A 24,044-nucleotide genomic window follows, 5' to 3' on the forward strand; every position below is an offset into this window, starting at 1 on the left:
CTAGTAGTCTCCACGTTTTCTATATTCCAGAGGCGATACGCCTGTCATTTTTTTGAATGTATGGCTGAAATAGTGCTGGGATTGGTATCCCACTTTCTGAGCAATTTCATAAATTTTAGAAGTAGGATCGTTCAGATATTGAATGGCTTTCTTAATACGAATGTCGGTAAGGCAATCTACAAACGATTTTCCCAAATCTCTCTTTAACAATTTGCTTAAATAAGTCGCGTTCACGTTCATCTGTTCGGCTACTTCGGATAAGGATAAATCTTCCTTATAATAGTAAGTCTCCAAATACTTCTTCGTCATCATAACGATCGGGGTCAAAGCGCTTTCACGAAGCAGTTCCTGATGCAGCTCTTCATAATGTCTTGGAACATCTTCAAGCTGTTCGACAACCGTATGGCTTAGAAGCATGCTGACTCCCAAATGAGTTATGACTACACGCTCAAATTCTTGATAGATAGCACGGATGCTTGCTAGGTCTGAAATTTGTGAGAGTGCGGCAATACGACCTTTTTCTACGCTGAAAATGACGGACACAGGCAGCTGCGGCAGCATTTCGGTTAAAATATTTTTGATCGCAAACTCGAGCAAAGGCGGGTCCCAAATCTTATTCTGCACATTTGCGGTAATTTTGCCGAGCGGCTTCAAGAGCAGCATGCTGATTTTCCCGTGAAACTGCGGCTGAAAGAAAAGCCATTCTTCCTCAAACTGTTCCTTCGTAAGCTTTCCTGTGATCCATTTACTAAAAAACTCTTCGCGCATGGTTAAAGCGTTGAACTCCAGTTTATGGTTCATCCACTGGGTATGCTTCTGTTCAACGCGATCCTTCATCAATACGTCTATTGCTTTGTTTACCGCTGCGCCGAGCTCCGTTTTTTGCACAGGCTTTAGCAAGTAATCAAAGGCGTTGAGCCGAACCGCTTGCTGGGCATATGCAAATTCATCATGCCCGGAGATGACGATCACTAAGCAATTCGGATTTTGAATTTGTAATTTTTCAATTAATTCAAGACCGTTCATGAACGGCATGTTGATATCCACAAACATAAGGTCAGGACAAGCCGAAGCCGCGATCTCTAATGCTTCTTTGCCATTCTCTGCTTCAGCAACTACCTCGATGCCCATATCTGCCCATGGAAGCGTTTTACAAAGACCGTTACGAATGCGTGGTTCATCGTCTGCAATCATTAGTTTCCACATGATTCGTCACCTCATCCTGACTTTTTCATTGCTTGCACCATTGGATGCTTGATTTCGACGGTTGTTCCTTTACCGAGCTCACTGAAGATTTGGATTCCGAAAGCGGTTCCATATGTCAATTGTATACGCTCGTTCACGTTGAACAATCCAATACCGTACCGATCCTCGCGCATTTTCTCGCCACGTAAAATTTGGTTGATTTCCTCCAGCTTCGCCGGCGGAATTCCAGCCCCGTCATCGATGATTCGAAAACAAATCAGGTCCAGCTCCTGCTTGGCGGAAATGCTAATTTTCCCTTTGCCTGTTCTCGCCTTAATCCCATGATAAATCGCGTTTTCAATCAAAGGCTGCAGAATTAACTTTAGTACATGGTAATTATACAGATGCTCTGGAATATCGAAATTGAAATCTAATTTATCCATATAGCGGGACATCTGAATAATCATATAACTCTCCGCGTGCTTGACCTCGTCCCGGACTGGAATCCACTCGTTTCCACGATTCAAGCCGATCCGGAATAGATTCGTAAGCGCCCCGATAACTTCAATGATATCGTCGGCTTCATATTCCTGAGCCATCCAGCCAATCGTATCCAACGTATTATATAGAAAATGCGGTTTGATCTGGGCTTGAAGTACTTGCAGCTCAGCTTCCCGCTTTTTTTTCTGCTCCATGTAAACCACACTAATTAAATTATTAATTTCTTCCAACATATGATTAAAGCTATTCCCTAACTGTCCGATCTCATCTTTGGTTTCCGAAACAAACCGTTGATTAAGCTCACCGTTTCTCACATTGCTCATCAAACTCATCAGCTTACGGATGGGACGAATCAATGTACCTGTAAAATAAGTGGATAGCAGTGCAGCTAAAACGATCGTAATGAACGTAACGATGAAGGTGTAAAGTTGAATATCCGTGATGACCCGTTGGTAATCGTCATTAGGAATAACGCCAATGAACCGCCACTTATTTGTTTCGGAATCATTAAACAAAATGCGATAATCGTGCCCTTTAATTTTTTGCGTTAAACTTCCTTGCAAATCGTCCGGGAGCCACTTTCCTTGAATGCGATACACGATATCGTTCGTTGGAGCATACACAATATTGCCTTTATGATCCAATATGTACATAAATCCTGATTTGCCCAGCTTCACATTTTCAAATATGGATTTAATCATATCCATTCTCAAATCCATAAGAACGACCCCCATCACTTCATTCGTCTGAGGATCTACCACGGCATGTACGAGCGATAATACATCATAAGAGCTGTAATTTTGAGAAGTTGAAACGTTACGGCCTATCGGATTGCTAATGATCATTGTTTCTGAAGGCGCTTTAATAGCATCCTGGAACCAGCTTTCTTCGACCAGAGAATCACGAGTAATCCGGTACATATCATGGGATGTAAAAGCACCGCTTTTATTGACCAGCATAATCCCCATGACTTCCTTGTTGCGATCGGCATACATGGACAACGTTTTGTCGATCCGGGTAACCTCTTCCTTCGTCACTTCTTGTTCACTCATATGCATGAACTTCTCAACTTCGGAATCCAGACTTATGTAATGGAGAACATCTTTTAAATGATCGATATAGTAATCCACATTGCTTTCTACTTGATGAATCATTTGAAGCGTGCTTTGATCCGCCTGATTTTCTGAATAATTGCTGTAGGTTCGAATTCCCCAGAAGCTCAGCGTAAGAATGGAGATCAGAATAATTAAGAGAAAGATGCAGTTCAGCTTAAAGCGTATGCTGCGATCATGCCACCAACGAAGATATGCCCTCACTGCGATCCTCCTCTTCATTTATTCGTTCTTATAATATCACAGCTGAACTACGTTTTGGACAGTAGTTTTGTTTTTTTTCGGCGTGTGCGGATTCCGCTTTCTTTCTCTTCTTGACACGATAGCCCGCTGCAGGGCAATAAAGGCGAATAAGAGGAAGCCGATTACAATTTTCGTCCACCAGGAGCTTAATGAACCTTGGAACATAATCATCGTTTGGATAACTCCAGCGCTTAATACGCCGAGCATTGGTCCTACCAAATAACCAAATCCACCGGTGAGTAAGATACCGCCAATCACACAAGCTGCAATCGCATCCATCTCGCCACCCATCAAATGAAGACCATAGCCAGAGAGCATATAAAATGTAAACACAATGCCGCTTACTGCCGAGCAAAAGCCGCTTAGCGTATAAACCGCTAATTTGGTGGCATACACAGGAAGTCCCATTAATTCAGCAGACTTTTCATTCCCGCCGATTGCATAAACATTTCTTCCGAATGCCGTATATCTGGAAATATAGACAGCTGCTGCGACAGTCACTAAAGCAATGACGACCCCGATGGAAATAGATCCATCCCCCAATGGTATTCTAAAGTTGGATATAGCGCTGTAAATCGGATTATCAATGACAATACTTTCAGGACTAATCAAAAAGCAGGTGCCACGTGCCAAAAACATGCCGCCTAGGGTTACAATCCACGGATGAATATGAAAACGGCAGATAAGAAAGCCCTGCAATAAGCCAAACACCGTTCCTAGCAGCAGTACGCTTGGCATGACAACGAATGGATGAATGCCGGCTCTTAACATGACAGCTGACAGTACACTAACCAAAGCGATCAATGAAGCGACAGAAAGATCAATGCCTCCCGTAACGATGACAAATGCCAAGCCCGTCGCAACGATAATTAAAAATGCATTGTCAACAAACAAATTTAAAAATACTTGAATCGAGAAAAAGCTGTCAAACATCGCAGAGCCCGTTCCATACAACGAAATGAACAAAAGAATCGTGGCTAGAATGGTGATGTTTGAGGATGTAATTTTAAGCGGCAGTTTCATTAACAAGCACCTTCTTCCCCATTTTTTTGCTAAACGTACGTCTCAACATAGCTCTTAATACATCCGATTGGACTAAGCTGACAAGGATAATTACGATCGCTTTAACGACCATAACGGATTCCGACGGAACACCCAATGTGTAAATGGTCGTCGTTAAAGTTTGAATAAACAGAGCGCCTAATACCGTGCCGCCCAAGTAAAACCGTCCGCCACGCATGGAGGTTCCCCCGATTACAACAGCGAGTATGGCATCCAGCTCAAACCATAATCCCGCATTATTGGAATCAGCTCCTGTAATGTTCGAACTTACAATAATGCCGGCAAGTGCTGCGCAAAACCCGCAAATGACATAGACAGACATCATAATTCGTGTGGAGTTGATGCCGGCAAACTCACTGGATACGCGGTTGGATCCAACGGATTCCAGAAATAATCCAAAGGCCGTCTTCCGTGTAATAACGTGTAAAACGATAAAAACGAGGATTGCCAATATAACGGCAAATGGCACTCCAAGCAAGTAGCCTCCTCCCATGAAGCGATACGCTTTATCGGAAATCGTGATGATTTTTCCGCCGGAAATCAGCTGTGCAATGCCTCGTCCTACCGTCAACAAAATAAGCGTGGCGATCATTGGCTGTATTTTTAACTTAGCTACGAGCAAACCATTCCAGTAACCGCACAGAACGCCTATGCCCAGCCCTGCCAACAAGGCCAAAGCAAACGGAACATGCTTCTGCAACAGAAATGCAGCCAAGGATGCGGCTATCGCCAGCACCGATCCTACCGAGATGTCGATCCCTTCTTTCGCAATGACAAGCGTCATGCCCAGCGCAATGATGAGAATCGGCGTCCCCCGGTTTAAAATATCTATCAAGCTTCCGAATAAATGCCCGTCTTGGATTCGAATATTGAAAAACCCTGGAGTAAATAAAGCATTAAAAATCAAGATTAAAGCAATCCCTGCTGAGGGCCAAAACAATTTTGAGCGAATGGCATTATGATACATGCTCTTGAACAGCATCATTTTTGAACCCTCCTTCTGCGATCATTTGCATAATTCGTTGTTCTCCGATTTCATTACCAGCAAGCTCGCCTATAATTTGGCGATCCCTTAATACCAGAATGCGGTCACAGCAGCCAACCATCTCTTCCCATTCCGACGTAATCATCAAGATGGTCATTCCTTCTGCTGCCAGTGATAAGATTAATTTGCGAATTTCCGCTTTGGAGCCTACGTCAATTCCTCGTGTCGGCTCATCTAAGATAAGGAGCTTCGGACTTGTGGCTAACCATCTCGCCAGAATCACTTTCTGCTGATTACCACCGCTCAGCTGATCGATTCTCTGTTCCATACTGGAAACCTTAATGCTTAACAGCTTAATATAATGCTCCGCAATTTCTTGCTGCTTGCGAAGCGATAAATTATGCAAGATTCCGCGTTTGGCTTGCAGCGCCAACACAATATTTTCCCGAACTGTCAATTCACCGATAATCCCTTCGACTTTACGTTCTTCCGGACAGAAGGCCAAGCCATATTCGATCGCTTTCTTTGGAAACATGGTACGAACCTTATCATTATCAATCGTCATTGCGCCCTCATCCGCTTTATCGATGCCAAATATCAACTTGGCGATTTCCGTTCGCCCTGAACCGAGTAAACCCGCTAGACCTAAAACCTCTCCTTTGCGAACAGTCATATCGAATGGCTCTATGGAACCGCGCCGTCCTAACTGCTTAGCTGATACCCACACCTCACCTTTCTTCATTCCGACAACCTTGCTTTGCTGCTCCTCGTCACTCCATTCACGGCCGATCATTTTGGAAATCAGCTTAATTCTAGGCAATTCTTCCGTTAAGTACTCACCTACAAGTTCCCCGTTTCTCAGCACTGTGATTCGATCGGATACCTCATAGACCTGATCCATGAAGTGTGTGACGAAAACGATAGCCATTCCCTCATCCTTCAGCTTTCTCATGATTCGGAAGAGCTCCTTCACTTCCTGCTGATCAAGACTCGACGTCGGTTCATCCAAAATGAGCAAGCCGGATGAGATATCCACAGCTCGCGCGATGGCCACCATCTGTTGAATGGCTACGGAGAATTCAGACAGCGGCTTTGATACGTCGAGTTGGATGCTGAGACGGCCCAGAAGCTCCTCCGCCTTACGATTCAAGAGCGTCCAATCGATGCTTCCTCCGCGTTTGCGTGGTTGTCGGCCGATAAACAAATTCTCCGAAACCGATAGATTCGGACATAGATTGACTTCCTGGTAAACCGTGCTGATCCCTAACGCTTGCGCATCCTTCGGAGATTTAATTTGCACTTCCTGCCCGTTCAAAGTGACAATGCCTTGATCCATCTCATGCACACCTGTCAAAACTTTAATCAAGGTGGATTTCCCTGCGCCATTCTGTCCCATCAAAGCATGAATTTCTCCTCTTTTAAGCTGAAAATCCACATTCGTTAAAGCTTTGACACCAGGGAAAAATTTACTAACGCCAGTCATCGTTAATACAGGTTGCTGCATTCCTCTCCACTCCTTTATTTATCGTTGATGAAACGAAATCAAGAGCTCCGATTAACTCTTGATTTCGCTGAATTGTCTATTTATCTTAGTACTTACGGTTTGGCAGAGCATCAATCGCTTTTTGACCTGTGAATACATCTTCATTGGATTTAATCCATTTTGGAAGTTGTTTACCTGCTTTTAGGTCTTTAGCCGCTTGGAACAATTGTGGCCCGAGCAGCGGGTTACACTCGACAACTGTGTTCAGCTTACCGGCTTTGACAGCTTCGAAAGCTTCTTTAATTCCGTCAATCGAAACGATTTTCACGTCTGAACCTGGTTTTTTACCAGCTTCTTCAATCGCTTGAATCGCACCCAGCGCCATGTCGTCGTTATGAGCGTACACGCCTTGAATATCTTTACCCTCTGGGGACTTCAGGATAGCTTCCATTACTTGTTTACCTGTTGCACGGTTGAAATCACCGCTTTGGGATTTCACGATTTTAATGTTCGGATGTTTTTTCATTTCATCGTCAAAGCCTTTTTTGCGGTCTGTTGCCGCACTCGCGCCAACTGTTCCTTCCAGCTCAACGATATTTCCTTTATCTCCAAGGTGCTCTGCCATTGCTTTAGCCGCGTTTTGGCCTTCTACAATAAAGTCGGAACCGATGAAGCTTGTGTAAAGGTCTTCGTTCTTCTTGTCGATCCCACGGTCAACGAGGATAACCGGGATTTTAGCATCTTTTGCTTCTTTCAGAACGGCTTCCCAGCCTGTTTCTACGACAGGGGCCATCGCGATCACATCAACCTTTTGAGCGATAAAAGAGCGAATAGCTTTAATTTGGTTCTCTTGCTTTTGCTGAGCATCGGAGAACTTCAACTCGATCGTAGGATCAGCTTTGGCTGTGTCTTGAATGGATTGCGTTTCCGCACCGCGCCAGCCGCTCTCTGCGCCGATTTGAGAAAAGCCAACGGTCACTTTGCCGTCTCCCGTTTTAGTCGCTGCTTCTGCCGCCTTTGTAGCTTGCGGTGCCGTTGAAGCTGCTGTTGTTTCAGATGTTTTGGCTCCGCAGCCTGCGACCAGTGACATCAATACCGTTGCTGTTACAAGTGCCCCCATGACTTTTTTTCTTTGTACCATTTGTGTTCCTCCTCAGATTAATTATTTACATTCTTAGTGTAATAGTTGAGCAAAAAAAGGTCTTTACACGCAAAAGTCATTTTTTGCTTTATTCCGTCATACTGGATGAAAATCGCAAATCGCGAAAATCGCTCACAGGGCCGTTTGCGGCAAAATAGAGCCCTCTAGTTCCCCTACCTCCCCGCGTAGCCTGAAGATCGCCCAGCTCCGCATGAGATACAGGAGATGGTTCAGATGCCTCAGAAAGGCGGATCATTTCTCCTTCCTAAAATCAAACAAGGACGTCTTGGACTGACATACAGCTCAGTCAGTCCAAAACGTCCCATCATCATTTTATTGCAGAATTTTTTGCGCCATGATAGCCAAGTCTACGATGTCTACTTTATTATCATTATTCAAATCTGCTTTTTTGTATTTTGCCCAATCCGCGTCCGCCGATGACTTCCCATAAGCTGCAGACACAATACCAAGGTCCGCGATGGAATATTTACCGTCACCATTCATATCTCCCGGACTGATCGTAATGACAGAATCCAAGAAGTTGTTTAAGGCTGCGTTCAGCGCAAGGATGGCTTGCTCCACTTCACCTTGTGTCGACGAAGCGTTATCCGCCACGACTTTGGCATCGCTAATCGCTGCCCAAAGCGCAGCTTTGGAACCGGCAGGGTATTGACCTGCGTTTGTGCCTTCGCTGGCGTTTTGATGTTTCTCTTGAGCCTGGGCAATCAAATTGTTCAAGGCAGTTTTGTCAACGATGGTTGCGATTTGCAAGCTGTGGACCACACTTTCGAGCTGTGTTTCCACCCCAGCCGCATCAGCCAAAATAGCTTTGGCCAAGGTAATGTTTGTGCTGCTCGGTTGTGCTATTGATTTTGCTTTCCACTTTAGCTTCAGCACTTGGTCATTGATATTCCCTGCTCCCAAATTGACCATAATGAAGCGGATTTGCCCAGGAGTTTGGGCTTGATCTACGATCTTGATGTCTTCCTTCAGCTCTTCCACACCTGCATACTCCACTTGGCTAGGATCATAAGTAACGGTCAAATCCTCGGCGTACACACGCTCGGTAACGCTTGTGAATCCTAGGTTAAGATCAAAGCGCTCATTCGCATGAACAGCCGTCGGCCCCGTCAAGGTTGCAGCTGCAGGAGTAGTTGGCTCTGTCGCTGCTGCCTGCAACGGTCGGACGACAATGTAATCCAACTCGTAAAATCCAGTGCCTTTCATGAAAGTGATCGCGTTGGAGCCCTTGTTCAATTCCATTTTTATCGGGACTGCCATGAATCGTCCCCAATTTTGAGTTCCTTGCAGCTTCATCGATTGTTCTTTGCCATTCACAATTATTTTACTTGTCGCTGCTGTAAAATCGCTGCCATTGGCAAACCACACATCAACATCATACGTACCTGCTGCGGGAACCTTAACATCACCAAACTTAACGTAGCTATCCGCGTAGTCAATTTCACCGACATAGCTGTTACCGGAAGCATGGTTGTTGTTTGTATTCACTTTCGCTTTGAACAACTCGGCCTGTTCTGCCTCATACTTGATGGACGCGACGGAATCGGCATTCTCGGTCACTTCTGGGAAATAGCTGACTCGCAAGTTCTCCGCTCCGTATGGAACCAGGGTAATTTTCTCCGTCGGTTCCGAAGAGAGCAGTGGTCCGATTGGCGGTTCCGACGCTTCCACATTATTAGCTGATTTGCCCCATGACGGTATTTTCTTCGCTTTCGCAATCAGCTTAATCGGGCTCGTTGCCTGAATGAATGGATTCTCTGGCATCGGTCCCTGAACAACCTCAATGGAATCTTCCGGATGGTCACGGTCAATCAACAGCCCGTAATTCCATGGCGTTTTGGACAGCACACGGAACTGGCTGAAGCCAAGCGCTCCGGCATTAAATCCTGGTACCGCAGCAATTGGATTCGATTGCACCTGCCAATTTTCTTCCACTTGAAGCGAGAACACGAGCGGACCGCGTTCAATACCGACGGAGTTGTTCACCCATGTCGATGTTTTCAGCTTCATTGGCACCGTCAGAACGACACGATCTCCAGCAGCCCATGTTCTGTCAATCGTTACGTATTCTCCAGCTTTCACAGCAGGCTGCACTTGGCCATTCACGGTAACGGTCGGTTGATCCGCCCATGCAGGAATTCTTAACTTGAGCGGAAAGCTTACGGATTCCGAAGTGTTCACTTCAAACCCGATTTGATCTTCGAACGGGTAATTCGTTGTTTCTTCCACGGATACATTCGCGTTCTTAATTTTTGTCGATACGCGGCTCGGTCCATACGCGATAACACCGAGACCGCCGTCTTGCGTTGCCGCCCACATATTTTTCACAAAATACGGCCAACCCATATGCATGTTAAAACGGCAGCAAGGGAAGCCGGAAGTAGGTGAAGGCATCATCCCATTATCATAGTTCTGTTTGAAGCCATGATCGGCGAGATTGCTCTCTACCTGATTAGGCAAAGAATAGTACTGATGAAGCTTCAAATCCTTATCCATCGCGCCTGGCAATGAATTGAAAGCAATTTTCTCCAGCGCGTCCCCAATGTGCGGATCTCCTAGAATCATCGCCGCTTCTTCATTACTCTGCATCCGTTCGGTAATCGCACAGAGCTCTACTCCCTGCGTGGAAGCGATACCGGCCAGCATCTCCGTGCCTGAAGGCATTCCCGTAATTTGCGTATGCTTGGTCAAATTGTTAACGCCAGCTTGGAACGCATCACGGTCTTTAGCATCATGCGATCTTTGATAGTAGATCGCCGGCATTTTAATCGCCTCATTCACATTCACGGAATGCGTCGGTTGGAAGTCATTGCCGAAATTTTGGAAACCATCATTCGCGAAAGTATCCGTGATGGGATACCCCTGTCCAGCAAGTGTATCCGCCAATTGCAACAAGAACGCGTCATCTGTGCGGTTATACAGCCAAAGTACTGTATCAATGTTGTCGCCTACACGTACTTTACCCCAATCCCTTAAGGGCCTAGCCGGCAATTGAGCAGCTTGATAATGGAAATAGTTCGTCATAAAAGGAAGTACACGTGCATCATTCGTAGCCTCATAATAATCCTTCATGACATAAAGCGCGACCATGCGAGGCCACCAATCATCACTGCTTTTAGGGCCAAAAGAACCATCAGCTTGTTGGCTGGCCAAAATGGCCTCAATCCATTTCTGGGACTTCGCAATTAAATTCGGGTCTTTCAACGTGTAAGCAAGAGGGACTAGGCCTTTCAAATAATAGACCGGACGTTCCCAATCTGAGTCAGACGCCGTTCCACCAAGCCAAGCAGCGTTCGTACTAAGCTCGCTGTACAAATCCTCTGCGTACCCGGTAGCCCCGTCGCGCTGAAGTTCAAGCTGCTTAAGCAGCCAGCCTTTTGCTTCAACCGAACCTAACGGCAGCGGTATAAACGGCGTTTGTACAAGCGGATCCTTGTTTGCTACCGGTGAAGTAAACTCTTTATCCGGCACGACATATTCGCTTGCGATTACATTATCGAAGCTTGGCTGTGCACGGTAACTTCTTAAACCGATTCCGCCTTTGGTATACTTCTGCGCGCTGGCGTCGGTATAGGCGAGAACTGGCGTCTGAGAATCGTTAATATACACTTTAATATCATCCTGATAAGTAACTACTTTCATGTGATAGTAACGATTGGGATCGATCGTGTCAAAGACTTTGACTTGTTTCAGCGGAGTCCAGTTATTGTTCATACGGCCAAGGGTTACTTTACCGTCACCGCTTAAACCTGCATAGTAGCCCTTCACATTATCAGCTCCAGGGGTAGCGCTTTGCGTTTTGAATAGCAAGCCCGCATCTCCCGTACCTGTATCGCTCGGCAGTTTAATATCACTTTCCAGCGTCATATCCTGGAACTCCGCATTTTGGGCAATCATTTTGTAACCGTCACCTTTGTTTACCGATATGGCTCCCGATTGCAGCTTCCAGCTTCCATCGATCAAATTCCATTGATCAATCACTTGGGGAGCCGGCGTATCAAAGTTATCCGATAACAACGTGTCACCCCCTACCGATTTCACAATAATATTGTCGTACGACGGCAAAGAATTATACATCCTAACGCCAACGTTGCCTTGCGTATATGTACTATCCGTCTGCTGCAAAACTAACACATCGTTCACATATACATCGATCTGACTGCCTACCGCAGAAACCTTCAAATGATAGTCTGTATTCGGGTTAATCGTTACAGCTGCCCGCTTCAGTTCCGTCCAATTGTTGTTCATACGGCCGAGCATGACAGCTCCGGATCCGGTAGCGCTAAGCCCCGCATAGTAGCCTCGCACATTGTCGGCGCCTGGTGTTGCACTTACTGTCCTGAATAACAACCCGGCGTCTCCGTTGCGATCCGCCACACGTATATCAGACTCCAATGTGAAGTCGCTCAAGTCATCCTTGTTTGAGATCGCCTTATAGCCTTGACCTTTCGTTACCGAAAGTCGGCCGGAGTCAATGGACCACGGGCCTTCGATGGCAGTCCACGTATCGTTAATCTTCATTTTATCGAAATGATCTGCAAAATAGCCGGGTATTTTTTCCGCTTCCGCTGCTTGCACCGGATAGGGAGAAAGCATCGTCATATATAATGCAAAAATAAGCAGTTGGACAATTGCCGTTTTTCCTTTAAACACAGGACACCTCTTTTCTTAAAATCAATCCATTCTTACCCAATCCTGACTTCTTGCTGCTCATAACAACCACTATGTTGATATATGTCGTCAGCCTTCAAGCTGTTTCCTCCCTTCTGCTCCAATATCTCTAAAGCTCTGTCTACAGCTTGCTTACAACGCTATAAACAGAGAATGTAGAAATCATTCATGGTTCAGCAAGATGCCTAATCTTCTCGTCCAGTTCAAGCGGATCGACCATATGAAATGTATCCAACACATAGCCATTCTTGTCGATAAGAAAAACAGTGGGCAGCGCGTGAAGTTGATACAGATCAGCGGCATGTTTATGTTCATCCAACAGGATTGGATACGTGAGATTGTTCATCTTGACGAACTTTTCGATGTTTTCCGGTTTTTCTTCGGTCGACACATTAATACCAAGGAAATCAACCTGATTCTTGTACTGTGCGTACAGCTTTCTCAATGTAGCCACTTCAACCGAGCAGGCTTCACACCAACTTGCCCAAAAATGAATCACAACGGGTTTTTCTCGTTTGCCCCCAATCGTATAATAAGACCCGTCCAATGCTTTTAATGTAAAAGAAGGCGCTTTCACATCATTGGCTCCCGGCTTATCTCCCGAGCTAGCCAAATTCACGATGCTTTCCAGCTTATGGACATCCAATTTCTGCCCGTTGTCACCGGGATTGGGCTCTGTACTCTTGTGTGCGAGATGCAGGTAAAAAGGCAGGCAGCTTAGCAATAAAATGCCGACTAGCACACTAATCATCTTCTTCATTCGAACCTCTCCCTGAACTTTATTTATATTGATTATAGCTGCAATAATATAGTGCGTCTTTACGCTATTAGGCCAAACTTTGCGCGATTCTGACAAACATTCAGATAGGCACTCCTTTCACATAAAACTAGCTCGTTGGGAATCTGACCAGCCTTGAAATAAAAAAATCCGCCCAACCCCGATACTTTTCGGGGCTGGGCGAACTTTTAAAAGGGTCTACTGCAAAATTTTCTGAGCCAAAGTTGCCAAGTCGACAAGGTCTACGCGACCATCTTTGTTCAGATCTGCTTGTTTGTACTTCTCCCAATCTGTATCAGCGGATGTTTTGCCATAAGCGGCTGCAACAATCGCCAAGTCACCGATCGAGTATTTACCGTCGCCATTCGTGTCGCCAGGAATTCCGGTAACAACCGATTGAATAAACGTTTGCAGCGCCTCATTCAGCTCAGCAACCGCCTGCATAACTTGAGCATTAGTCGCATTTGCGTTGTTAGCAACAAGGCTTGCTTTGTCGATAGCGGCTTGCAGCGCTGCTTTGGAACCTGCCGGATACTGACCAACAGAAGTACCTTCTGAAGAAGCGTCATGCTTGCTTTGAGCTTCCTCGATGAGTGTATTCAGAGCAGTTTTATCCACATTTGCAAGAATGCGAATGCTTTGAGTGGCTCCGTCAACTTCGGATTCTGTTCCCTCTCCGGTTGCCAGAACGAGATTGGAGAGCCTGATCGTACTGGTTACATCTTCTCCAGTAGCCTTTGCTTTCCAATGGAGCTTCAGCAAATCACCGTTTATACTTGTACCGTTCACATTCGCCGTAATGAAGCGGACGCTACCTGACTCCACTTTCTTGTCAACGATGATCAAGCCGTCTTTTAAGCTGTCTGCTGAAACGAATTCAAGTTGATTCGCGTCATAAGTCACGCTCAAATCTTCTGCGTATACATTTTGAGTAACATTGTTCAAGCCTAGTGTCGAATCAAACGGTTGCCCGCTTGAGACCGTTGCCGGTCCGGTTAACGACGCCGCCGGATCATTGACAACAGGGCCTACGGAGAAATAATCAAACTGCGCCGGGATCGATGTCCCATCCGTTGCGGAGAACGCATAGAACCCGACTTTCGGATTCGTTAATTGCACCGTAACCGGATCTGCGGCTTGGATCCAGCTAGAACCGTCCCAATAGTAGGTCGTGTAAACGTTGCCAACCTTGCGGATTTGCAAGTAGGACGTATCAAAACCAGGATGCAGCGCCATATGACCCGCTTTGGTGTATGTGGCATTTTTCTCAAAAGCCGATTCTAAGGATTTACCGGTGGCACCGTCCGTATCCCACACATGTCCAAACTTCACATAGTTATCTTCGTCCTGCCAGACAAGCAGTCCGGCCTGTTGGAAGTTTTTCCTTACCTGTGCGTTCACTTTCGTTGTGATGACGAAATCGCCGCTTGGCGCATTTTGCAAAAACACATTTTTGATCGAATTCGAAGTCCCAAAGCTGTCGCCGGTCAGCGACTGAATGGTCAATTTGCCGGGATTGGTCAATAAACTCCAGTTCGCATTATTTTGACGGTAAATGCTCCAATTGCTGTTTAACGTTGTGCTGTCGAAGTTATCTACCGTGGAACCCTTTGGAAGCGGATCGTGAACCCCGGCGAAGACGCTCTCTTTTTCAGCCGTTAGATTGTTCAGCGATTGCTGGTAATCGGCCGCCGTAGAATGGCTGTCCGCAAGCACCTGCTTAGCCGCTTGGATGACGCCTTGGAAATGATCCACCACGCTTTGTGCATATTGACCCGCTTTATCGCCTACTCTCAGCTTGCTGAAAAGCTGCTCAGCAGCCCCAATGCCGCCGGATAAATCGTCCGCATTTACGGTGCCGATCAACTCGCGATGCGCTTTGGCAATCCGGTCGAAATCGAGTTTTTCCACCTTGCGGTCATAAGAAAGCAAACCGTTAATTTCATACTCAACATCGGTAATCTGCGTGTAAATAGCTGCGCTCAAGCCAGGGTTTGCTTTAAGATTTTTCAATTGGTTAATATAATCGATGTATTTATCCGTAATTTCTTTTTTACTTTTCATCTCTTGATACGAGAACACGAGCGGACTCCATTCATGTCCAGGCGTGTGCAGGCCAAGGCCTCCGTATTCGCCGAGAACAGCAGCACGTGTATCCGAGGGCTTCGGTGAGTTCGGAGACGGGTAAGCATGCATGTCGACCAAGTCGCCTGCGCCGGAATCCTGCCAACCGCTGGCGTTATTGATTAGACGTGTCGGATCCAGGCTTTTCACATAATTAGTTGCGTCCTTGGTTTGCTGTCCGCCCCAATCGAATTCTCCCCAGCCTTCATTAAAGACCGTCCATTCAATGATGGATGGCACGCTGCGAAGCTGATCGACCATTTCTTTGTATTCCTTAAGCCATTGAGTTTTGGCAGCTTGGGTAATATCCGCGCCATGGTTGCCTTGACGATCCTCTAAGCTCGGCATATCCTGCCAAACGAGTACGCCTAGCTTATCCGCCCAGTAGTACCAGCGAGCCGGCTCCACTTTAATATGTTTGCGTATTGTATTCATACCGATTCGTTTGACGGCTTGAATATCAAATTTCAAAGCATCTTCGGTCGGCGCTGTGTAGATGCCATCCGGGTAAAAGCCTTGATCGAGCGGCCCCATCTGGAACACGAATTTGCCATTCAGCAGCGGTCTAGTAATGCCGTCTACTTTCCCTAGCTTAATCTCCCTCATTCCAAAATAGCTGTTGGCTTGATCAACAACTTGATCCCCATTTTTCAAACGAACTTGCAAATCGTACAAGAATGGATCATCCGGCGTCCAAAGTCTTGGATTCGGAACGGGAACTTGCAGCTCCGTACCGGCAGGCCCGCTGATTCTGCCTACCTCCTGGCCATCTTTCAAAGCAACGGCTTCTACTGTAAGATTGTTAGCAGCCCCGGCTGGAACCGTTAATTTTAAAGTTTGATTCGTCAGATCAGGCGTCATATCCAGCTTTTCAATATGCGCCTTAGCAACAGGCTCCATCCAAACCGTTTGCCAAATACCGGAGACAGACGTATACCAAATGCCTCCCAGCTTTTTCACCGTTTGCTTGCCGACGGCTTGATCTTCGCCATTATCGGTATTATCCAGTACATGAACGATCAGTTCATTATCGCCCGCTTTTAATTGATCGGTAATATCGAAACTGAACGAAGTGTAACCGCCTTTGTGCTCGCCAACCTGTACGCCATTGACGTACACCGTTGTCAAATAATCGGAAGCACCGAAATTCAACATGACGCGCTGCCCGCTCCAATCACTCGGAACCGTAAAGGAACGCTTATACCACATAAGATTCTCAACGCGTTTAATGCCCGAAAGCACGGACTCTGCAGCAAAAGGAACAACGATTTTCTCCTTCAGTTTCTGCCCAGTCGGAAGCGCCTCCCCAGCTTTGGCGGACTGGAACTCCCATTCCCCGTTCAAGTTCTGCCACTTGTCGCGGACGAGCTGCGGCCTCGGATATTCAGGAAGCACATGCTCTTTATCCACTTGGCTTGCCCATGGCGTCGTAATCTGATAACTTGAATCGTTTTTCAGCATTTTTTCAAAAGCCTGGACGGTTCTTCCATCCTGATCCTGCAACCCCCCCTGCCCGTCATAACTTGCCTTAACTAACCAAACATCCTTAGAATACACCGGATATTGGAAGGTAACGACGATGGTGCTGTTATCTCCTTGTTTGAGCGCTGCCGAAGCAATTGGCCAATTACTGCCCATTACATTGACATTGAAATGATTAACGAAATCTGCTGGAAGCGATTGCACAGGTTTATCCAGCTTTACTTCAGCTGTCGCCCCATCAACGGCCACGTTGCCCCCGTAGGAGAAACCGCTTGGCGGAGTGAAAGCTTCTGTCGGTACAGCTGATTTGGGTACGGACGGACTCGACCAACGCATATGAATATTCGAACCGCCATTATTTTCGAAGTATTCGACCTTGATCGCATACTTTTGTCCCGCAACCAACGGGATCGGTGCTGCCACCTGCTCTTTGTCCCAATCGTTCACCCAGTGATCAATGACAAGTTTATTGTCAATCCAGAGACGGAAGCCATTATCTCCAATAATAGAGAACGTGTAATCTTCGGAAAATTGGGGCTCAATGTATCCGCTCCAACGTACATTCACATTATCCTGCTGCCCTGTTAAAATACCGAATGCTGGCTCCAAATTGCCGAAATCCAGATTCGGATCAAGAACGGTTGACTTTAACGTACCAAAGTTAAACTGTGGAGAACCCAGACTTGTATAGTACTCTCCTTTTAAGCCGTGAACAACAGGATCGTTTACCGCCTCTGCTGCTTGTGCTTGCAAGGTCATCAACGGAGCCGTTGAGATCGATCCGAATGCACAGGCCGCGACCAGCAGCTTGCTTAACGTCTTCTTTAACTTCATTCTTTTCCAGCCTCCTGATAACATAAATGTTGAATGGGTGAGAGCGTTGCTTAGCCTCTCTCTTTTACACATTAACTCCTTTCATCCTATTCATTGGAAGATTACAGATACATTATGTAACAACTTCGAGGGGAAGTATTTAAGCTAATCCGCCTTTTTATACGTTTTTTTGCCTTTTCACTTTCGCGGAGTTAAACGCTTACAATTAATGCGAAAATAATCTTACAGGAAGATGAAAAAGGAGACAGCGCGATGGCATTTTCTACCGATCGAGCTTCTCCTGTCTCTTCCACCCAGCTATTTTGCGTTCAAGAGATTATAAATCAACATCGCCGCTTGAGCGCGATTCGTAAATTCCTTTGGATGAATGCCCAGACCGTAGCCTTGTACCAAGCCCATCTCCACTAGCGTGGTAACACTGTCAAGCGCATAATCCGAAATGTCTGAAATATCATTAAACGCGTCTGCCAAAGAAGTCCCTTTACTCGCTGGGAGCTTATTAAGCGCTTTTAATGTACGAGCCGTAAGTGTCATCATGTCCTCTCGGGTCACCGATGATCTCGGGTGGAAGTTATTGTACTCATCCCCCTCTACAATGCCTAAACTTCTGGCAGCGGATATAGGCTCATCGTAATAAACGCCTTCCTGCACATCGTCAAATCTCTCTCCGGCTGTACCTTTAACCTCTAGAGCTCTCATCAAAAGCACGACGAAATCAGCACGAGTAACTGGCAGCTCAGGACTGAAAATACGTTCTGCTGTCCCGTTCACGATACCCTTATCAGCCAAGAAGGCAATCGCCGTTTTTGCCCAGCTGAAATCGCCTAAATCATCGAATGGAAACAAATTATTCACCTGAACAGCCACTTTGGCATTTGACTGCTGGTCTGTACTGGCTAGGATCGAGTCAACCAATTTGACTTTGCCGATCGCAAGCTCAGCCTCCCCCTCATCAATGGCCTCAAATTTCAATTTGTATAAAATCTGATCGCCATCGTCGCCTTTCGTTCGGCCAATTCGCGTATGCGCGAGCTGAATATGGTTGTCTTTCACAATCGGCGTAACAGAAAATCCTGGAATTTCCGTCGTTGCTTCTTTCAATTTAAGCTGCTTCGGATTGAAGTCCAAATTGATTTCGTACGCATAGACATCTTTTAACTGATGTCCTTTAATTAGAACTTCGACATTCTCTCCTATAGACGGTTTTTCGGTAAGGACCGTCAGCGTATAAGAAGGAGTGTCCTCTGCCGTTGCCGCAGAGGCTCCTGTTACAATCATCGATGCTGTAAATACCGTCATTAAACTGCAAGATACCACTTTTTTTACTTTCAAGTTGGAGTGCCCCTTTCCGTTCATTACCTTCACTATAAGAAAATCTCATATCGAAGTATTTAGAATATAAAGTGTTAGTTTGCTATTTTCGGTTATTTTGAGCATTTCCATTTGCGCTAGCACAAAAATGCTTGAACCCAGCGGTGGACGCCAAAAAAAAGGAGCCAAGCACGTACAAGCCGCTTAGCTCCTTTTCATTCAATTATTCACTACATCAATATGTAAATCGTATTAACATTTCGCTTTGAGCAACTCTTCATGACGAGAAATGACGATATCGATCAAACATCGATATATGTCTGATGCATATTCAGGGTTTAAGCCATTCTGCTCTGAAAGTTGAGCAATCTTCTGAAACTGTTGGTTTTCACGGCTAGCATCTTGTGCTCGCAAGTGATTCTCTGCCTTGTAAATCCCAACTTCTTCCGTATATTTGAATCTTTGAGCTAGTAAAGCAATAATTTTCCGGTCAACATCGTCAATGTTATTTCTTAGTTCATCTAGCTTTGTCATCCCATGTACCCCCATGCTCATTCCGATCTTTACCTGCCACCACGCCAGATTCTCCGTTTAATTTTAGATGAAAATGGGTGAACATTCAAGTTAAAAAGCGGAGAATCCCCATTCCAGCGAGCGGCTGGCACGGCGGCGGGAACCCCAAATACGCTCTCCCCCTTGCCGGAAGAAAGCGTACACGTCAGCGGCGCATTTTCAGTTGTTTCCACTATAAGCCAGTGCTTCTTCCGTGATTCGTTTTATATCCACCGATGAAGTAATCTCGTCGTTAACCATATCCGGCAGGATGTTATTCAAAAAATAATCAACGCAATATAAATTGATCGTATTTATTTTTATGAGTGCTTCACGGTACATTTTAATGAACTCCTTCTCTGTGTTTCCTCGTTGAAGCTCAGCAAATGCCTCGTACACTTGGTCCATCTTATCTGCAACCTCTAAAATCAAACCTTCAATAGAATTGTCCTTGCCCTCGCGAAGTTGATTATGGAAAATTTCTTTGAACTCATCGGGAATCTGTTCTTCAATAAAGTTGTAAACCATGCCTTCTTCTACTTTCTGAATTAATAAACGAAGTTCAGGCGAAGCATGCTTGACAGGTGTTTTGATATCTCCAATGAATATTTCACCATAATCATGACTGCTTGTGATCTCATATAGCTTTTTCCAGTTAATGATTGCGCCGTTTTTCTCCTCAATATCAGCAAGAGTTTTGGCGTATTGCACGACTTTCCATGAATGAGCGGCGACACTATGTTCCTCAAACTTAAACTTTCCCGGGCAACGAATAATTCGTTCTAATTCATTTAAAGACCTGAAATATGAATGGATTCCCATATGTTCGATCCTCCCATTATGTTAGTTAGCATGTCCACATTTTATTCATGGTCTTCTTAATGATTAGTATACTAGCTGCCTGTAAAATCTAGATTAAATATAATCCGCGATATAGTTAAAAATCTGTGTGTAAGGAAATACTAAAAAAGCCTGATTTCCCAGGCTTAAGTTAATTACATTGGATAGAGTTTATCGTTACATGACAATCAGCATTCCGCCTATCGCCCCCGCGATTACCACAAGCCAAGGCGGCAATTTCCAAAAGACGAGCATCACAAACAGAACCGCAGCAAGGACAAAATCGGCAGGCGTCACGATCGCGGTCGTCCAAAGCGGGTTATATAGTGCAGCGAGCAAGATGCCGACGACAGCTGCGTTGATCCCGATTAATGCCCCTTGAACTTTGGGACTTTTCCGCATCGTATTCCAGAAGGGCAGCGCCCCTACGATTAAAAGGAAGGCTGGCAGAAAAATAGCGACCGTAGCGATAAGCGCTCCTGACACTCCGCTAATCATCGCTCCCAAATAACCAGAGAAGGTGAATAACGGTCCAGGTACAGCTTGCGCTGCACCGTATCCAGCTAAAAAGTCTGACTTGCTAACCCAGCCTGTCGGCACAACTTCTCTTTCCAGCATAGGAAGAACAACATGTCCTCCGCCAAAAACAAGCGAACCTGACCGATAAAAGCTGTCAAACAAGGACAACCACTCTATGGTAATAATTTGCCGAAGCACAGGAAGCAGAATCAGGAGTCCGAAGAAGACACTCAGACATAGAACTGCAACACGGCGGCTAATGGGAACGGAGAGATTCGAGCCATTCAGAATTGCCGTATTTTTATATAGCCATATGCCTGCAATGCCCGCAATACCAATGAGGAGGACTTGGCTCAAAACCGTCTGCCACAGGAGAGTAACGGCCGCTACAACGACAGCGATCGTTGCTCTATTGCGGTCAGGTGCAAGTTTTTGTCCCATGCCAAATAATGCTTGTACGACGATGACTACGGCAACGACCTTAAGACCGTGAATCCAACCTGCGCTGCCAATATCAAAACCTTGCAACAGATAGGCAAACAGAACCAACGCAATCACCGATGGCAGTGTAAAGCCAAGCCATGCTGTCAGTCCGCCGAGCAAACCGGCACGGATGACACCAATTGCAATGCCGACTTGACTGCTGGCAGGACCGGGCAAGAACTGGCATAGTGCGACCAAATCCGCATAGCTTCGTTCGTCCATCCATTTACGGCGGCGTATATATTCGTTATGAAAATACCCGAGATGCGCAATGGGTCCACCGAAAGATGTGACTCCTAGTTTGGCAGATACTGCCAATATTTCGAGAAGAGCCCCAGATTTGCTGAATGGCTTTTGTAGAACAGCCGCATCATTCTTCTCCACGAACTGTGATACCTCCACTCTTATTTTCCTACTTTGACAATTTTTAAGAATCCGTCGGCGAATTGACTTCTGCAAGAATTTCCTGTGCACAAAAAATAAACAAGTGGCTTATTATTCATAATAACTATTCTCCTTAAGGACAGCAATCAATAATATTTATTAATCAATTTTTTTTGATTTATTGATTAAAAAAAAATTAGTTCATAATAACTCCAAGTGCAAAGAAATCCCCTACCTGAAGTAGAAGGTAAGGGGCTCTCTCTGGTAACGATTCAAATTCGCTTATTGGGCAAACTCACTGCGTAACCGTTCTTCAAAATAGTCATCTATGTATGTTTTAATAAACCGATCGCGTTTATCTGTATTCTCTTCCTTCTTGAACATGCCAATTCTTCTTACTCGTTCTTGTTCCGGCTTTTGACTCCAGAGGATATGGGCTTCTTTTTCGAGTGCAAGATTAATTCTACGAATCGTGAGATATTCATTCGTCCTTTCGCTGCGCTCTTTTTCAGGATCCGGTGCGGGTGGAATGAGTTTTTGTATTTCCTCGTTCTGCCGCTTTAGTTCTTCATAATGCTGGAGCTCGAGCTTCTGTTGGCCTTCGTGCAGGACCTTTACTTCTTCGACGATCTCGCGCTGCAGGCGTTGTTCTTCCTCCATATCGCGCGGCGCCGGAATCATCAATCTTAGCTCCTGGTTTTGGCTTAGCAGCTGCTTATTCTGGTTAGTCAGATCCAATACCAGATCACTTAACTGAGAAACTCCGGCTATAAGAGGTTTCATAGCGGTATTGATGCGTTCTTCTAGCATTACTGCAAAACCTTCTTCAAATTTCTGTTTAATAACGTCTGATGAACGCTCGGCTACCGCAGGGGGGGCTGCAGGAACGGGCAGCGTTCTTGGGACGTTCTTGCGTACATGATTCATCGTTGAACTTGCGGCCGTTTTCATGCTTTGACCAGCATCTAAACGCTGCTTTAAGATTTCAAAAGTTTCAATATCATTTTGGGAAAATATGCGATTGCCGTTTTCCTCTTTGCGAAATTTGTATCCTCTCGCTTCGAGTGCCATTGCATATTTACGTAAGCTGGAATCGCTTACCCGCAGATGTTCGTGCACCTGCTTCGGACTATATACCAATTCTAAATCTAAATTTACCATCTCTTCATCTCCTCACTATTTCAAGGTTAAATGCTATTAATAGTATTCTAGATTCATATAATTGCAATTACAGTCGAAACGGGAGTGTCGAAATCTGTTTACTCCAACGAATTTCGTTTTACGCAATATTTCCCAAGAAATAGTATTCTCATTGCATGAGTCTGCGAGACAAACAACAAGGAGGTGCCTAAGCACCTCCTTGTTCAACTTTCTCATATACTTGCACTTGCCTCCCGCGGCTGGCGGCGCTTCATGTTGGCTATCATGACACCAACCAGGATCAAAATCCCTCCGCCTATTTGAGCTGCCCGAATCGGATCGCCCAGGAGGAAAAAACTTACGATAATTGCGATAAATGGCGGTATATTCATAAACATCGCGCTTGTGGACGGCCCTACAACAGCGATGCCTTGGTTCCACCAGAAGCCCGCCAAGCCTTGTCCGATTACTGCTACACTGATAAGCAGCAGCCAAGTCAGCAATTGATGGCTCCCATGAAAATGCCCTTGAAGCGCTTCAACCGCCACCGCTGGCGACATCAGAATTGTCCCGATAACCGTTGAATAAATTGTCACCTCATAAGAGGTCATGCCGTTTGTCAGCTTGCGAATGAACAGCAGGCTGATCGACATGCCCAGCATCGCCAACAGCAGGTACACATCGCCTTTTGAAATGCCGAGCGATTTCCCTCCATATAGAACAATGCACACAACTCCCAGGAGAGCAACAATGGAGCCCGTGAGTTTCAGCCAAGTAACTTCTTCTTTCAGAAACATGCGAGACAGCATTGTAGTAGCAATAGGTGAAAGCGCAATAATGAGCGCTGCGTTGCCCGCTGTCGAATACTGAAGTCCTGTAAAATAGAACAGCTGGTTGAACAGTGTACCAAATATCCCTGCGAACAGCAGCAACCCCCACTCCCGAGCGGTTGGCCGTCTCATCGATTTATTGATAACAGCTACCGAAATTAAAAATAGGGACATGACAACTAATCGTGCGAAAGATAAAAAAATAGGTGAGAAGTCCCGCAGCAAATAAGCGCTGGCAACATAATTGCAGCCCCATAGCAGCGACACCCCCCAAAGTTTCCATAAAACATTGCGGTCTGGCATCTCTGAAGTCTCCTTAATTTCTAAATCGTATATAAAAGATATTCGCTAGGATGCCTTCAA

15 protein-coding genes and 1 pseudogene are annotated in these 24,044 nt (G+C 45.6%); all 16 read right to left on the reverse strand.

Translation table 11 applies throughout. The features are described from left to right. Positions 1–1,206 (reverse strand): response regulator transcription factor, encoded by a 1,206-nt coding sequence (locus tag J2Z65_RS22955; protein ID WP_167052496.1) that lies wholly within the window; start codon positions 1,204–1,206, stop codon positions 1–3. Positions 1,207–1,217: 11 nt separating this feature from the next. Further along, positions 1,218–3,002: a histidine kinase gene (locus J2Z65_RS22960; RefSeq protein ID WP_167052494.1), complete on the reverse strand. Its 1,785-nt coding sequence runs from the start codon at positions 3,000–3,002 to the stop codon at positions 1,218–1,220. A 36-nt stretch (positions 3,003–3,038) separates the two neighbouring features. Further along, on the reverse strand, positions 3,039–4,064 hold the full coding sequence (yjfF, locus tag J2Z65_RS22965) for a galactofuranose ABC transporter, permease protein YjfF (RefSeq protein ID WP_167052594.1): 1,026 nt from the start codon (positions 4,062–4,064) through the stop codon (positions 3,039–3,041). Beyond that, positions 4,048–5,088 carry an ABC transporter permease gene (locus tag J2Z65_RS22970; protein WP_167052492.1) on the reverse strand — a complete coding sequence of 347 codons (1,041 nt, stop codon included), beginning with the start codon at positions 5,086–5,088 and terminating at the stop codon, positions 4,048–4,050. Before J2Z65_RS22970 ends, yjfF begins: the two co-directional genes overlap by 17 nt. Then, entirely contained in the window at positions 5,060–6,592 is a 1,533-nt protein-coding gene (locus J2Z65_RS22975) for a sugar ABC transporter ATP-binding protein (RefSeq protein ID WP_167052490.1), read from the reverse strand. The genes J2Z65_RS22970 and J2Z65_RS22975 overlap by 29 nt, the downstream gene beginning before the upstream one ends. An 85-nt stretch (positions 6,593–6,677) precedes the next feature. Further along, positions 6,678–7,712, reverse strand: a complete 1,035-nt coding sequence (locus J2Z65_RS22980) for an ABC transporter substrate-binding protein (RefSeq protein WP_205300871.1) — start codon at positions 7,710–7,712, stop codon at positions 6,678–6,680. A gap of 333 nt (positions 7,713–8,045) precedes the next feature. Next, a complete protein-coding gene (locus J2Z65_RS22985) occupies positions 8,046–12,386 on the reverse strand; it encodes a 3-keto-alpha-glucoside-1,2-lyase-like domain-containing protein (protein ID WP_167052488.1) in 4,341 nt (1,446 codons plus the stop codon). Between the two features lie 184 nt (positions 12,387–12,570). Continuing rightward, on the reverse strand, positions 12,571–13,164 hold the full coding sequence (locus J2Z65_RS22990) for a TlpA family protein disulfide reductase (protein ID WP_167052486.1): 594 nt from the start codon (positions 13,162–13,164) through the stop codon (positions 12,571–12,573). Between the two features lie 216 nt (positions 13,165–13,380). Then, positions 13,381–17,622, reverse strand: coding sequence for a PA14 domain-containing protein (locus J2Z65_RS22995; RefSeq protein ID WP_167052484.1), 4,242 nt, complete (start codon positions 17,620–17,622; stop codon positions 13,381–13,383). A 297-nt stretch (positions 17,623–17,919) separates the two neighbouring features. Then, positions 17,920–18,954 (reverse strand): S-layer homology domain-containing protein, encoded by a 1,035-nt coding sequence (locus J2Z65_RS23000; protein ID WP_167052482.1) that lies wholly within the window; start codon positions 18,952–18,954, stop codon positions 17,920–17,922. 231 nt (positions 18,955–19,185) lie between these two features. Then, entirely contained in the window at positions 19,186–19,467 is a 282-nt protein-coding gene (locus J2Z65_RS23005; protein ID WP_167052480.1) for a chorismate mutase, read from the reverse strand. A 198-nt stretch (positions 19,468–19,665) separates the two neighbouring features. Next, positions 19,666–20,307, reverse strand: coding sequence for a YfbR-like 5'-deoxynucleotidase (locus J2Z65_RS23010; protein WP_167052479.1), 642 nt, complete (start codon positions 20,305–20,307; stop codon positions 19,666–19,668). Between the two features lie 195 nt (positions 20,308–20,502). Next, on the reverse strand, positions 20,503–21,711 hold the full coding sequence (locus J2Z65_RS23015; protein ID WP_167052477.1) for a chromate efflux transporter: 1,209 nt from the start codon (positions 21,709–21,711) through the stop codon (positions 20,503–20,505). Between the two features lie 41 nt (positions 21,712–21,752). Continuing rightward, positions 21,753–21,830: pseudogene (locus tag J2Z65_RS35920) on the reverse strand (arsenate reductase); the annotation flags it as partial. A gap of 163 nt (positions 21,831–21,993) precedes the next feature. Next, positions 21,994–22,872, reverse strand: a complete 879-nt coding sequence (locus J2Z65_RS23020) for a hypothetical protein (RefSeq protein WP_167052475.1) — start codon at positions 22,870–22,872, stop codon at positions 21,994–21,996. A 212-nt stretch (positions 22,873–23,084) separates the two neighbouring features. Then, the gene (locus tag J2Z65_RS23025; RefSeq protein ID WP_167052473.1) at positions 23,085–23,984 is read right to left on the reverse strand and encodes a DMT family transporter; all 900 of its coding nucleotides are present in this window, start codon (positions 23,982–23,984) and stop codon (positions 23,085–23,087) included. Positions 23,985–24,044 lie beyond the last annotated feature (60 nt).

The organism is Paenibacillus aceris (assembly GCF_017874035.1).
GTDB lineage: Bacteria > Bacillota > Bacilli > Paenibacillales > NBRC-103111 > Paenibacillus_E > Paenibacillus_E aceris.

Coding starts and splice junctions, on each gene's coding strand:
- J2Z65_RS23010 (WP_167052479.1), bottom strand. CDS start 20,307: ATGGGAATCCATTCATATTTCAGGTCTTTAAATGAATTAGAACGAATT.
- J2Z65_RS23005 (WP_167052480.1), bottom strand. CDS start 19,467: ATGACAAAGCTAGATGAACTAAGAAATAACATTGACGATGTTGACCGG.
- J2Z65_RS22990 (WP_167052486.1), bottom strand. CDS start 13,164: ATGAAGAAGATGATTAGTGTGCTAGTCGGCATTTTATTGCTAAGCTGC.
- J2Z65_RS22995 (WP_167052484.1), bottom strand. CDS start 17,622: ATGAAGTTAAAGAAGACGTTAAGCAAGCTGCTGGTCGCGGCCTGTGCA.
- J2Z65_RS22975 (WP_167052490.1), bottom strand. CDS start 6,592: ATGCAGCAACCTGTATTAACGATGACTGGCGTTAGTAAATTTTTCCCT.
- J2Z65_RS22980 (WP_205300871.1), bottom strand. CDS start 7,712: ATGGTACAAAGAAAAAAAGTCATGGGGGCACTTGTAACAGCAACGGTA.
- J2Z65_RS23025 (WP_167052473.1), bottom strand. CDS start 23,984: ATGCCAGACCGCAATGTTTTATGGAAACTTTGGGGGGTGTCGCTGCTA.
- yjfF (WP_167052594.1), bottom strand. CDS start 4,064: ATGAAACTGCCGCTTAAAATTACATCCTCAAACATCACCATTCTAGCC.
- J2Z65_RS22970 (WP_167052492.1), bottom strand. CDS start 5,088: ATGATGCTGTTCAAGAGCATGTATCATAATGCCATTCGCTCAAAATTG.
- J2Z65_RS22955 (WP_167052496.1), bottom strand. CDS start 1,206: ATGTGGAAACTAATGATTGCAGACGATGAACCACGCATTCGTAACGGT.
- J2Z65_RS23020 (WP_167052475.1), bottom strand. CDS start 22,872: ATGGTAAATTTAGATTTAGAATTGGTATATAGTCCGAAGCAGGTGCAC.